The following is a 12,375-nucleotide window of genomic DNA, read 5'->3' on the forward strand; positions in this document are numbered from 1 at the left end:
GTGTCGTGCGACACGGGTCGATCAGTTGGTCTTCGCGGTGAGCCAGACGGTCACCGCGACGACCGCACCGAGTCCGAAGATCCAGAGGAACAGGCCCTCTGCCACCGGGCCGATGTCACCGAGGGCGAACCCGCCCGGGGACTTCGTGTCCTGGATGTACTTCAGATAGGTGATGATGTCCGCCTTCTGCTTCGGCGTGATGTTCAGGTCGTTGAAGACCGGCATGTTCTGCGGACCGGTGAGCATGGCCTCGTAGATGTGCTTGCCCGACACCGACTTGAGGTTCGGCGCGTACTTGCCCTCGGTCAGGGCACCGCCGGCACCCGCGACGTTGTGGCACATCGCGCAGTTCACCCGGAACAGTTCGGCGCCCTTGGCCGCGTTGGCGTTGCCGTTGGTGAGGCTCGCCTTCGGGATGGACGGGCCCGGGCCGAGCGACGACACGTAGGCGGCGATGTCCGCGACCTGCTCATCCGTGAACTGCGCGGGCTTCTCCTCGACCTGCGGGCCGTTCGACGCCGCGGGCATGCGACCCGTGCCGACCTGGAAGTCGACCGAGGCGGCGCCGACGCCGATGAGCGACGGACCGGACTTCGTGCCCTGTGCGCTGAGCCCGTGGCACGTGGCGCAGTTCGACGCGAAGAGCTTCTGCCCCTCGTTGACCCGCGACTGGCTGGTGGCCGCGACCGTGGTCGACTGCGAGGAGTCCGCGTTGGCCGATGAGGTGAACAGGGCGTACGCGCCGCCGGTCGTCATCAGGCCGACGACGATCAGCGACACGGTCGCCAGCGGGGAGCGGCGGCCCTTCTTGGCGCCGGTGCGGCGCTCGGACTTGCTTCGAGAGAACATGCGCGTGGGGCTATCCGATTCCTACTTGAGAAGGTAGATGACGGCGAAGAGGCCGATCCAGACGACATCGACGAAGTGCCAGTAGTACGACACGACGATCGCGGTGGTCGCTTCCTTGTGACCGAAGTTCTTCGCGGCGAAGCCGCGGCCGAGGGTCAGGAGGAACGCGAGGAGGCCGCCGGTGACGTGGAGGCCGTGGAAGCCCGTGGTCATGAAGAAGGCAGACCCGTAGGCGCTCGAGGACAGCGTGACGCCCTCGTGCCAGAGGTTCGAGTACTCGTAGACCTGGCCGCAGATGAACACCGCGCCCATGCAGTAGGTGACGAAGAACCACTCGGTCATGCCCCAGTCGCGCGGCTTCCAGCTCGTGCGGTGCACCTGGAAGCGCTCGGCGGCGAACACCGCGAACTGGCAGGCGAAGCTCGACAGGACCAGGACGATCGTGTTCGTGGCGGCGTACGGCACGTCGAGGTGCGCGGTCTCGGTCGCCCAGAGCTTCGGGGACGTGCTGCGCAGCGTGAAGTAGATCGCGAACAGGCCGGCGAAGAACATGACCTCGCTGCCCAGCCACACGATGGTCCCCACGGCGACGGGGTTCGGCCGGTTCAGGACCGCGCCCTGGGCTGGTCTGGAGAGAGGGGTGCTTGTCACGTCGTCCATTATGGCCCGAACCACGGACAGTGTTTTCGCAGGCAACTGGCGGGTCCTTCGAAATCAGTACGATCGGGGGCATGCACGACTCGTTCTCCTGGCCGTCGGTCATCGGCTCCCTCATGGCCGGCACGGACCTGTCGATCAGCGAATCCGCATGGGCCATGGAGGACATCGTCGCCGGGCGTGCCACACCCGCCCAGATCGCGGGGTTCCTCGTCGCGCTCCGCGCCAAGGGCGAGACGGTGGACGAGGTCGTCGGGTTCCGTGACGCGATCCTCGAGAGCGCCGTCCCACTCGACGTCGACCCCATGGCGCTCGACATCGTCGGGACGGGTGGCGACGTCGTCGGGACGGTGAACGTCTCGACCATGGCGGCGATCGTCGTCGCCTCCGCCGGGGTGCCCGTCGTCAAGCACGGCAACCGTGCATCGAGTTCCCGTTCGGGGTCGTCCGACGTCCTCGCGGCACTCGGCCTCGACCTCACCCTCGACGCCGCGCGTGTCGCCGAGACGTTCCGCCGCGTCGGCCTGACGTTCGCGTTCGCGAGTGCCTTCCACCCGGGGTTCGCCCACGCCGCGTCGGTCCGCCGGGAGATCGGCGTCCCCACGGTCTTCAACTTCCTCGGGCCCCTCGTGAACCCGGCTCGGTGCGAGGCGAACGCCGTCGGCGTGGCGCAGCTCGACCTCGTGCCGATCATCACGGGCGTGTTCCAGACACGGGGTGCGACGGCACTGGTGTTCCGGGGGGACGACGGGCTCGACGAGCTCACCACGACCGGCCACAGCCACATCTGGGAGGTCAGCGGCGGCTCCGTGACCGAGCATGATCTCGACCCCCGGGACCTCGGCATCCCTCGTGCCCGCACGACCGACCTCCTGGGCGGCGAGCCCGCCGAGAACGCCGCGATCGTGCGGCGCGTGCTGGCGGGGGAGACGGGCGCGGTGCGCGACATCGTGCTCCTCAACGCCGCCGCCGGCCTCGTCGCGTTCCGGCTCGCCGCCGATCCCACACAGGTGTTGCGGCCGCTGCTGCAGCGGTTCCGCGAGGAACTCGTGGTCGCGGCCGAGGCCGTCGACTCCGGAGCGGCGGAAGCGAAGCTCGCGGCCTGGGTGGGCGAGCACCGAGCCTGAAGCGTTCCTCACGGAGCACGGGCGTGTCGACGACGCGCGTCGTCCATCCCCGTCAGGTCCGGACCGCTCGGGGACGAGGCGGGCCGCCCGGCGGGGGAGGCCGGTCCTCCCGACCGACACGCGGACGGCCCCGGCCACGGTCGTGGTCGGGGCCGTCCGTCGGCGGGCGTCAGCGGCTCAGAGGACGTCCTCGTCGACCCAGTCGAAGGTCTTCGTGACGGCCTTCTTCCAGAGCCGGATCTGGCGCGCCCGCTCGGTCTCGTCGAGCTGGGGCTCCCACCGCTTGTCCTCCTGCCAGTTCGCCCGCAGCTCGTCGAGGTTCTGCCAGAACCCGACGGCGAGACCGGCCGCGTACGCCGCACCGAGCGCGGTGGTCTCCGCGACGACCGGCCGCACGACGGGCACGTCGAGGATGTCCGCCTGGAACTGCATGAGGGCGTCGTTCGCGACCATGCCGCCGTCGACCTTGAGCTCCGTCAGGTCGACGCCCGAGTCGGCGTTGACGGCGTCGAGGACCTCGCGCGTCTGGAACGCGGTCGCCTCGAGCGCGGCGCGGGCGATGTGGCCCTTGTTCGCGTATCGGGTGAGCCCGACGATCGCACCACGGGCGTCCGAGCGCCAGTACGGCGCGAACAACCCGGAGAAGGCCGGGACGACGTACACGCCGCCGTTGTCCTCCACGGTCGTCGCGAGCGCCTCGACCTCCGGCGCGCTCCCGATCAGGCCGAGGTTGTCGCGGAGCCACTGGATGAGCGACCCGGTGACGGCAATGGAGCCCTCGAGCGCGTAGTGCGTCGGCTGGTCGCCGAGCTTGTACCCGACCGTGGTGAGGAGCCCGTTCTCCGACCGGACGATGTCGGTTCCCGTGTTGAAGATGAGGAAGTTGCCGGTGCCGTACGTGTTCTTCGACTCGCCCTGGTCGAACGCGGCCTGGCCGAACGTCGCGGCCTGTTGGTCGCCGAGGATGCCCGCGATCGGGACCTCGCGCAGCAGGTTCGACGGCTCGACCGTGCCGTACACCTCGGATGACGAGCAGATCTTCGGCAGCATCGACTTCGGCACGCCGAACTGCTCGAGGATGTCGTCGCGCCACTCGAGCGTCTCGAGGTCCATGAAGAGGGTCCGCGACGCGTTCGTCACGTCGGTCGCGTGGACGCCTCCATCCGTGCCGCCGGTGAGGTTCCAGAGCACCCAGGTGTCGGTCGTCCCGAAGAGCAGGTCACCCGCCTCGGCCTTCTCCCGCGCCCCCTCGACGTTCTCGAGGATCCACATGATCTTGGTGCCGGCGAAGTACGTCGCGAGTGGCAGGCCGACGATCGACTTGAAGCGGTCGGTGTCACCGTCCGCGAGGCGGTCGACGATGGACTGCGTGCGGGTGTCCTGCCAGACGATCGCGTTGTAGACCGGCTTGCCCGTGGTCTTGTCCCACACGACGGCGGTCTCACGCTGGTTGGTGATGCCCACGGCCGCGACGTCGTGCCGGGTGATGTCCGCCCGCGAGAGCGCCTGACCGATGACCTCGCGCGTGTTGTCCCAGATCTCGGTCGGGTCGTGCTCCACCCAGCCCGCGCGGGGGAAGATCTGCTCGTGTTCCTTCTGCCCGACGGACACGATGGACCCGGAGTGGTCGAAGACGATCGCTCGCGTGCTCGTGGTGCCCTGGTCGATGGCGACGATGTAGTCGGCCATTGGTGTGTGCTCCTCTGGGTTGTCGGTGCCGGCCGCTGGTGCGGCGCGACGGTTCGGTTGGGACCGGTCCGGGAGGGACGGGGTCCGGTCGGCGGGTCCGCTCAGGGCCCGGGACGGGGACGTGGTCGTGGAAGCCCGTGGTCGTGGAGGCCCGTGGTCCCGCGTCAGCTGACGATCGGGAGCAGTGCCACGGACAGCACCGCCGCGAGCGCGCCGCCGACGAGCGGGCCGACGACCGGGACCCAGGCGTAGGCCCAGTCATTCGATCCCTTGCCGCGGATCGGCAGGAAGGCGTGTGCGATGCGGGGACCGAGGTCACGCGCCGGGTTGATCGCGTACCCGGTCGGTCCGCCCAGGCTCACACCGATCGCGATGACCAGGAAGGCCACGGGGATGGCGCCGAGCTCCGCGGGGGTCTTGCCGTTCGTGAAGGCGATGATGACGAAGACGAGGACGAACGTGCCGATGATCTCGGTCACGAGGTTCCAGGCGTAGTTGCGGATGGCAGGACCGGTGGAGAACACGCCGAGCTTGGCTGCCGGGTCCGGTTCCTGGTCGAAGTGCTGCCGGTATGCGAGCCAGCACAGCACCGCTCCGATGACCCCACCGATCATCTGCGCGAGCCAGTACAGCAGCATCGTGCCGAACGAGATGTTGCCGAGGATGAACTGCGCCAGACTCACCGCCGGGTTGAGGTGCGCACCCGACTTGTACGACACCGTGACGCCGGCGAACACGGCGAAGCCCCAACCGATCGTGACCATCAGGGTGCCGGCCGCGAACCCCTTGGTCTTCGTCAGGGCGACGTTCGCCACGACGCCGGTGCCGAGGAGGACCAGCACCGCCGTGCCCACCACCTCGGAGAGGAACTTGATCCCGATGCCGTCCATCGGCGACCTCCTTGTCATGAGGAGGAGGTGCGGGCGACCCGCCACTCCCCGTTGAGTGATTCTCGCCGAGCATAGCGGCGGGCGAGGGCTCCCAGGATGGCCGATCCGCGGCCGTGCGGACGGGTTGCACGAACGTGCAGGGGGAGGAGTGGGCCGCTCCTGCTCGACGACCGCACGAGGGTCCGACGATCCTGCACGTTCGTGCAGGCAGTCCTGCGGAGCCCTCGCGCTACATTGACGTCCAGCACCGGACGACGACGACCGTGACCACCCTCGTCGTCTCGGGCCGACCACGGGAGGCACCGCATGAAGAAGCTCGTCAACGATCCGCGCGAGGTCGTCACGGAGACGGTCCGCGGGTTCGCGCTCGCCCACGCCGGGGCCGTCGTCCTCCAGGAGGACCCCGTCCACCTCCGCCGCGCCGACGCGCCGGTCGCCGGCAAGGTCGCCATCGTCAGCGGTGGGGGGAGTGGCCACGAGCCGCTGCATGCCGGGTTCATCGGGTACGGCATGCTCGACGCCGCGGTGCCGGGACCGGTCTTCACGTCGCCGACGCCCGACCCGATCGTCGACGCGACGAAGGCGGTGGACGGGGGAGCGGGTGTGCTCCACATCGTCAAGAACTACACGGGCGACGTCCTCAACTTCGAGACGGCCGCCGAACTCGCCGAGGCCGAGGGGATCCGCGTCGTGTCGGTGCTCGTCGACGACGACGTCGCCGTGCAGGACTCCCTCTACACGGCAGGGCGCCGCGGGGTCGCCGGCACCGTCGTCGTGGAGAAGCTCGCCGGAGCGGCGGCGCAACGCGGTGACGACCTCGACGCGGTCGCGGACGTCGCCCGACGCGCGATCGCGTCGACACGGTCCATGGGGTTGGCGCTCGCGCCGTGCACGGTGCCGCACGCGGGGGAGCCGTCGTTCACCCTCGGGGACGACGAGGTCGAGCTCGGCATCGGCATCCACGGCGAACCCGGGCGCGAGCGCATCCCGATGGCCCCGGCCGACGTCCTCGTCGAGCAGGTGATCGAACCGGTGCTCGCGGACCTCGACGCACCGCGCGGTTCCCGCGTGCTCCTGTTCGTCAACGGGATGGGCGGCACGCCGCTGTCCGAGCTGTACATCGTGTTCCGCCGCGCCGCCGAGATCCTGTCGGACCAGGGACTCGAGCTGTCGCGTAGCTTGGTCGGGAACCACGTCACGTCCCTCGAGATGCAGGGGTTCTCGATCACCGTCACGGTGCTCGACGACGACTCCACCGCACTCTGGGACGCCCCGGTCGAGACCCCGGCGCTCCGCTGGGGCCGCTGACCGCCCCGACAGAGAGGAACGACATGCCGCTCGACACCGACTGGGCGACGCAGTGGATCCGCAGGACCGCCGACGTCATCCGGGACAACCGCACCGACCTCATCGCCCTCGACCGCGAGATCGGGGACGGCGACCACGGGGAGAACCTCGACCGTGGGTTCCACGCCGTCGTCGAGTCCCTCGATGACGGCGACCTGGCGACCCCCGGCGCGGTCCTCAAGCTCGTCGCCACGCGGCTCATCAGCACGGTCGGCGGCGCGTCGGGACCGCTCTTCGGCACCGCGTTCCTGCGCGCGTCGCAGGCGCTGGGGGATCGTGAGACGCTCGACGCCGACGCCGTGGTCGCCCTGCTGACCGCCGCGCGGGACGGCATCGTCGCCCGCGGCAAGGCCGAGCCCGGCGACAAGACCATGATCGACGCGTGGACGCCGGCCGTCAATGCCGGCACCGCCGCGGCGGCCGGGGGAGCGACCCCGGAGGCCGTGCTCGTGGCGGCGGCCGACGCAGCGGCCGAGGGCGCGGCGGCGACCGAGCCGCTCGTCGCGCGCAAGGGCCGGGCGAGCTACCTGGGGGAGCGCGCCGTGGGGCACCGCGATCCGGGCGCGCAGTCGACCGCGCTGCTCCTCCGGGCAGCGGTGGACGCATCGGGCGGCCCGGCGTGAGCGTCGGGATCCTCGTCGTCTCGCACAGCGCCAAGATCGCCGAGGGCGTCGTCGAGCTCGCGGCACAGATGGCCCCGGACGTCCGGTTCGCGACCGCGGGCGGCACCGACGACGGCGGCATCGGGACGAGCTTCGAGGCCGTCACCGACGGCATCGCCGCGCTCGGCGACACCGACGGCGTCGTCGTCCTGTGTGACCTCGGTTCGGCCTACCTGACGACCGACACCGCACTCGACTTCTTGACGGACGACGACCGTGGTCGGGTGCACGTCTCGCACGCGCCGCTGGTCGAGGGGACCGTCGCAGCCGCGGTCGCGGCGCAGACCGGAGGCGACACCCACGCGGTGGTCGCGGCCTCGGAGTCCGCCGGGGGAGCGGACACACCGGACGGGCCGGAGTCCCTACCGGACGGTGACACCCCGGCCGGACCGACCACGGGCGTCGTCTCGGCGACGGTCGAGCTCGTGAACGCCTCGGGACTCCACGCCCGACCCGCGGCCGAGTTCGTCAAGACCGCCGCCAAGTACGACGCTTCGGTCACCGTGAACGGCGTGGACGCCAAGAGCCTGCTGGCGATCATGGCGCTCGCACTGCCCCAGGGCGCGACCGTCGCCATCGACGCGACGGGGGAGGACGCGCGGGACGCGGTCGAGGCGCTCGTCGCGCTCACGGCCTCCGGGTTCGGTGAGCGGGACGCCGAGTAACCGTGAGCGAAAATCGGACAACGGCTGGGTCCGGCGACTAGCGTCCGCGGTGACGCGCGACGCCGCACTCCGACGGCCCCTGGGCGCGTCCCGTTCGAGAGGGACCCCGCATGTCCGAGAACTACCCGCCCGCACCGACTGAGCCCGGCGGTCCCGTCACCGCTCCGTCGCGCTCGAACGGTCTCACGATCGCCGCCCTCGTGCTCGGGGTCATCGGTGTCGTGTTCGCGCTCCTCGTCCCCATCATCGGGATCATCTGCGGCGTCCTGGCGCTCGTGCTCGGCCTCGTGGCGCGTCGACGCGGCGCTGCCGCTGGGCGCGGGCGCGGCATGGCACTGGCTGGCGTCATCCTGGGCGCCATCGCCATCGTCGCGGCGATCGTGAACATCATCGTCGCGGCGTCGATCATCTCGCAGCACATGTGACACTCCTGCGGATCGACGGATGGCCTCGGCAGAACGCCGGGGCCATCCGCCGTTCCGAGCAGGGCAGTCCGCGTTCCAAGCCGGCCCAGCACTGGCGCTTACCTGACATAATATGCATTATCGGCGCCCGTCAGAGTCGGCAGACCGGGTGTCCGGTCGGCAGCATCCACGGGTGTCCGGTCAGCAGCATCCACGGGTGTCCGGTCAGCAGAGTTCACCCGGGCGAAACACGATCCATGGCATCAATGGGACATGGACCCGCTCATCCTCGGCATCTTCCAGAGCCTCAGCCCGAACGGCACCGTCGGGTCGGCGTGGCAGCACCCCGACGACCGCTCGGCCGACTTCACCGACCTCGACCACTGGATCCGTCTGGCACGGATGTTCGAGGAGGCACGGCTCGACCTCCTGTTCCTCGCCGACAGCTACGGGTTCCCGGCGCTCGACGGCGAACTCATCCCGGCCTCGGTCAAGGAGGGTCGTGGGATCCCGGGCGGCGATCCGATGCCGCTCGTGACCGCGCTTGCCGCGGCGACCGAGCGACTCGGGTTCATCCTCACGGCCTCCACCACGGTCGAACCACCCGCGGCGAACGCCCGCAGGTTCGCCACGCTCGACCACTTCACCAAGGGCCGGATCGGCTGGAACATCGTCACCGGGTCCTCGGGCGCGACCGCGGCGGACCTGATGGGCAAGGCCCTCGTGCCGCACGACGAGCGCTACGACATGGCGGACGACTACCTGGCGCTCGACCTGGCGCTGTGGGAGGACTCGTGGGCCGACGACGCGCTGGTCCGGGACAAGGCGACGAACACGTACGCGGATCCGGCCGGGGTCCGGATGATCACGCACGACGGGCCGTACTTCCGCTCGCGCGGCATCCTCAACCTGCCGCCGTCGCCGCAGCGAACGCCGCTCCTCGTCCAGGCCGGGACATCGGGGCGCGGGATGCGGTTCGCCGGTGAGCACGCCGAAGCCGTGTTCGTCGCCGGCGGGGCACCGGAGCGGGTCGCACGGAACATCGCCGCGATCCGGCAGGCCGCGGTCGAGGCCGGCCGCTCCCCCAGCGCCGTCAAGGTCCTGGTCGGCGCGCTGTTCCTCGTCGGACCGACCGAGGAGGCGGCGCAGCGGACGCACCGGGAGATGCTCGCGATGTCGACGCCCGAGGGGGCCGCGGCGATCTTCGCCGGGAACACCGGTGTCGACCTCCTGGCGCTCGACCCGGACCAGCCTCTGGCGCAGCAGCGGACCGAGCTCGGGCTGTCGAACCTGCAGCGGTACCTCGGCCGTGACGGTCGCCCCGGCCCCACCGTGCGCGAGATCATCGAGGACTTCCGGGTGACGGGCATCAACGGCAGCGTCTTCGTCGGAACCGGCGCGAGCGTGGCGGACCAGGTCGAGGAGTTCGTGCGGACGACGGGTGCGGACGGGTTCCTCATCCAGCCCCACATGACGCCGGGCACGTACGAGGACCTCATCGAGTACCTGCTGCCGGTGCTCCGTGCCCGCGGTCTCGCCCGGGACGAGTACGTCGGCGACACCCTGCGCGAGCGGTTCTTCGGGCCCGGACACCGGCGCCTCCCCGCCGAGCTGCGCCGGAACGCGGGTGCCGTGACGACGGTGTCCTGACGCCGGGGACCGCGCTACCATCGCGCCATGGACGACGTCGTGGTCGATGCGGTGGGACGCCCCGAGCCGCCGGTCGCGGCCGACGAGGCCGCGACACTCGTCGGGTTCCTCGAGTACCAGCGCGCGACCTTCGCGTGGAAGACGTCGGGCCTCGACGCCGCGGGTCTCACGACGAGCGTCGGCGTCTCGACCATGACGCTCGGGGGGATGCTGAAACACCTCGCGCTCGTCGAGGACGACTGGTTCGACCACGTCGTGCTCGGGCACCCCGACCGCGCTCCCTGGGACGCCGTCGACTGGGACGTCGACCCGGACTGGGAGTGGCGGACCGCCGCGGACGACGACCCCGACGCCCTCCGGTCGCTGTGGACCGAGGCGGTGGAGCGCGCTCGCGGCGCCGTCGCGACCGCGCTCGCGGACGGCGGACTCGACCGGGCGTCGGCCGTGGCGTGGCCGGACGGGCGACGGCCGAGCCTCCGCTGGGTGCTCTGCCACATGATCGAGGAGTATGCCCGGCACAACGGGCACGCCGACCTGATCCGGGAGGCCGTGGACGGACTCGTCGGCGAGTGACGGGCGCGGGCGGAGAGCCGCCGCCAGCGCTTGTCGTCGCCCGCCGTGCTCGGCAGACTCAGGGCATGACCGTTCGGTGGTTCAGCGTCGTCGTGGATTGTCAGGACCTGCACGCGCAAGCGCGGTGGTGGGCGGACACGCTCGACTGGCGACTCGTGTACGAAGCCGACGACGAGGCGGTGATCGTGCCGCCTCACGCACTCGATCCCTCTCGTCTCGTGCCCCTGCACGAGCGGGGTCCGGGCCTCGTGTTCGTCCCGGTCCCCGAAGGCAAGACGGTGAAGAACCGACTCCACATCGACCTCGCGCCAGGACCGGAGGACGACCAGGCCACCGACGTGCAGGCGTTGCTCGACCGCGGCGCGACCCGCGCGGACGTCGGTCAGGACGACGACGTCTCCTGGGTCGTCCTGCGCGACCCCGAGGGCAACGAGTTCTGCGTGCTCTCCCCGCGCGACTGACCGCGTCAGGCGAAGCGGCGCACGAGCGCGGGCAGCTCCGGCGGTTCGAACGGCTCGGTCGTCGCCGCCAGCTCGTCGGCCGTCCACCAGCGCGCGTCGAGGATGTCGACGCGCTCCTCGTCGGTCCACTCCGCGTTCGACAGGGTGAACCCGGTGGTCCGCACGACGTAGAACTCGGAGTGGCCGCGGTCGTGGTCCGCCTCGTCGAAGTCCACCGCGAAGTCCCACGACCAAACGGACTCCCCCGGGTCCTCGATGAGGATGCCGGTCTCCTCGCGGAGTTCCCGGATCGCGGCGTCGCGGTGCGACTCCCCCGGGTCGACACCGCCGCCGGGCGTGATCCAGCGGTGGAAGCCGTCGCTGGACGGCGCTCGCGTGTCCATGAGGAACACGCGGCCGTCGGCGTCGAGCAGCAGGATCCGGGAGGTGCGGCGCAGGCCCGGCAGCGCGGTCACGACCGCGGTCCGCTAGGAAGCCGAGCCGACGAACTCGGACACGTCGCCGACGAGCTTCGTGTGATCGGCCGGGATGGGCTCGACCGCGGCGAGGGCGACCTCGGCCGCGAACTCGGCGACGTTGTAGAGCTTGCCGACGGACTCGCGACGCCCGCTGATCGCACCCGGGTTGATGCGCTCGAGCAGGGTCGCTGTGATCGTGCCCTCGATCATGTCGCCCGAGACGACCACGAACTCGATCCCGGCGGCGTCGAGCTGCGGGATGAGGTCACGGAGCGCGAGTTCCCCGGCCCGCTTGCTCTTGGCGACCGGCACGTACTCGGGCAGGGTCTCGGCGGTCTCGACGAAGTGCGCCTGGTGGCTCGTCACGAACACGACGCGCGACCCCGCCGGCATGAGCGGCACGGCCGTCGTGAGGACGTCGACCTGGGCGTCCCGGTTGAGGCGCAGCGCGTAGTCGTCGCCCATGCCGGCCTCCATACCGCCGGAGGCGTTGAGCACGAGGAGGTCGAGCCCGCCGAAGCGCTCGGCGATCGTGTCGAACATCGCCTGCACGGAGTCGTGGTCCGTGAGGTCGGCGCCGATGGCGATGGCCTCGCCGCCCGCGGCGGTGATGCGCTCCGCGATCTGGTCGGCGCGCTTGGCCTTGTTCCGGTAGTTCACGACCACACGGGCGCCCGCCTCCGCCAGGTAACCGAGGGTGTCCGCCCCGATCCCCCGGGACGACCCGGTGACGAGGGCGCGGGTACCGGCGAGTCGACCGGCGGCCAGGGGGTTGCTCACGTGTGGTGTCTCCTCGGATACGGGCCCGCGCCGCCGTCGGTTGGACCGCGCGTGACCGGGTCCGAGCCTAGCAACGCGGGCCTCCCGTCCCGCTGTCACCCCGCGCTGCTAGCGTGAGCGGCACCTGGATCGGACGGTGCGACGCACGCGCCGTCGGAACGCG

General features: G+C 70.8%; 14 protein-coding genes. 8 read left to right on the forward strand and 6 right to left on the reverse strand.

Translation table 11 applies throughout. The features are described 5' to 3' along the window. Positions 1-21: 21 nt before the first annotated feature. Both qcrC and ctaE read right to left on the reverse strand, forming a co-directional pair. Positions 22-849: a cytochrome bc1 complex diheme cytochrome c subunit gene (qcrC, locus tag DEI93_RS08385; RefSeq protein ID WP_111009045.1), complete on the reverse strand. Its 828-nt coding sequence runs from the start codon at positions 847-849 to the stop codon at positions 22-24. A 21-nt stretch (positions 850-870) separates the two neighbouring features. Then, positions 871-1,509 (reverse strand): aa3-type cytochrome oxidase subunit III, encoded by a 639-nt coding sequence (gene ctaE, locus DEI93_RS08390; protein WP_111009046.1) that lies wholly within the window; start codon positions 1,507-1,509, stop codon positions 871-873. Between the two features lie 71 nt (positions 1,510-1,580). On the opposite strand from ctaE, the gene trpD reads away from it, so the two are divergent. Further along, the gene (trpD, locus tag DEI93_RS08395; protein ID WP_111009047.1) at positions 1,581-2,633 is read left to right on the forward strand and encodes an anthranilate phosphoribosyltransferase; all 1,053 of its coding nucleotides are present in this window, start codon (positions 1,581-1,583) and stop codon (positions 2,631-2,633) included. A 177-nt stretch (positions 2,634-2,810) separates the two neighbouring features. Here trpD and glpK read toward each other — a convergent pair whose 3' ends face one another. Further along, positions 2,811-4,322, reverse strand: coding sequence for a glycerol kinase GlpK (gene glpK / locus DEI93_RS08400; RefSeq protein WP_111009048.1), 1,512 nt, complete (start codon positions 4,320-4,322; stop codon positions 2,811-2,813). Between the two features lie 164 nt (positions 4,323-4,486). After that, positions 4,487-5,212 carry an MIP/aquaporin family protein gene (locus tag DEI93_RS08405; RefSeq protein WP_111009049.1) on the reverse strand — a complete coding sequence of 242 codons (726 nt, stop codon included), beginning with the start codon at positions 5,210-5,212 and terminating at the stop codon, positions 4,487-4,489. 306 nt (positions 5,213-5,518) lie between these two features. Here DEI93_RS08405 and dhaK point away from each other — a divergent pair, with 306 nt between their 5' ends. The 7 genes from dhaK to DEI93_RS08440 all read left to right on the forward strand — a co-directional run bounded on the left by dhaK (position 5,519) and on the right by DEI93_RS08440 (position 10,974). Further along, a complete protein-coding gene (dhaK, locus tag DEI93_RS08410) occupies positions 5,519-6,520 on the forward strand; it encodes a dihydroxyacetone kinase subunit DhaK (RefSeq protein ID WP_111013320.1) in 1,002 nt (333 codons plus the stop codon). A gap of 23 nt (positions 6,521-6,543) precedes the next feature. Next, the gene (dhaL, locus tag DEI93_RS08415; RefSeq protein ID WP_111119351.1) at positions 6,544-7,182 is read left to right on the forward strand and encodes a dihydroxyacetone kinase subunit DhaL; all 639 of its coding nucleotides are present in this window, start codon (positions 6,544-6,546) and stop codon (positions 7,180-7,182) included. Beyond that, positions 7,179-7,886: a dihydroxyacetone kinase phosphoryl donor subunit DhaM gene (dhaM, locus tag DEI93_RS08420; RefSeq protein ID WP_111009052.1), complete on the forward strand. Its 708-nt coding sequence runs from the start codon at positions 7,179-7,181 to the stop codon at positions 7,884-7,886. Before dhaL ends, dhaM begins: the two co-directional genes overlap by 4 nt. A 110-nt stretch (positions 7,887-7,996) precedes the next feature. Continuing rightward, entirely contained in the window at positions 7,997-8,311 is a 315-nt protein-coding gene (locus tag DEI93_RS08425) for a DUF4190 domain-containing protein (protein ID WP_111009053.1), read from the forward strand. Positions 8,312-8,563: 252 nt separating this feature from the next. Continuing rightward, complete coding sequence (locus DEI93_RS08430) at positions 8,564-9,940, forward strand: NtaA/DmoA family FMN-dependent monooxygenase (protein ID WP_111119352.1); 1,377 nt, start codon at positions 8,564-8,566, stop codon at positions 9,938-9,940. Positions 9,941-9,967: 27 nt separating this feature from the next. Then, the gene (locus DEI93_RS08435; protein ID WP_111009055.1) at positions 9,968-10,513 is read left to right on the forward strand and encodes a DinB family protein; all 546 of its coding nucleotides are present in this window, start codon (positions 9,968-9,970) and stop codon (positions 10,511-10,513) included. 65 nt (positions 10,514-10,578) lie between these two features. After that, a complete protein-coding gene (locus DEI93_RS08440) occupies positions 10,579-10,974 on the forward strand; it encodes a VOC family protein (RefSeq protein ID WP_111035869.1) in 396 nt (131 codons plus the stop codon). A gap of 5 nt (positions 10,975-10,979) precedes the next feature. On the opposite strand, the gene DEI93_RS08445 is transcribed toward DEI93_RS08440, so the two are convergent. Beyond that, positions 10,980-11,429 carry an NUDIX hydrolase gene (locus tag DEI93_RS08445; RefSeq protein WP_111119353.1) on the reverse strand — a complete coding sequence of 150 codons (450 nt, stop codon included), beginning with the start codon at positions 11,427-11,429 and terminating at the stop codon, positions 10,980-10,982. A 12-nt stretch (positions 11,430-11,441) separates the two neighbouring features. Continuing rightward, the gene (locus DEI93_RS08450; RefSeq protein ID WP_111009058.1) at positions 11,442-12,212 is read right to left on the reverse strand and encodes an SDR family oxidoreductase; all 771 of its coding nucleotides are present in this window, start codon (positions 12,210-12,212) and stop codon (positions 11,442-11,444) included. Positions 12,213-12,375: the final 163 nt, after the last annotated feature.

Origin of the sequence: Curtobacterium sp. MCBD17_035, assembly GCF_003234815.2 — a bacterium.
Lineage (GTDB): Bacteria > Actinomycetota > Actinomycetes > Actinomycetales > Microbacteriaceae > Curtobacterium.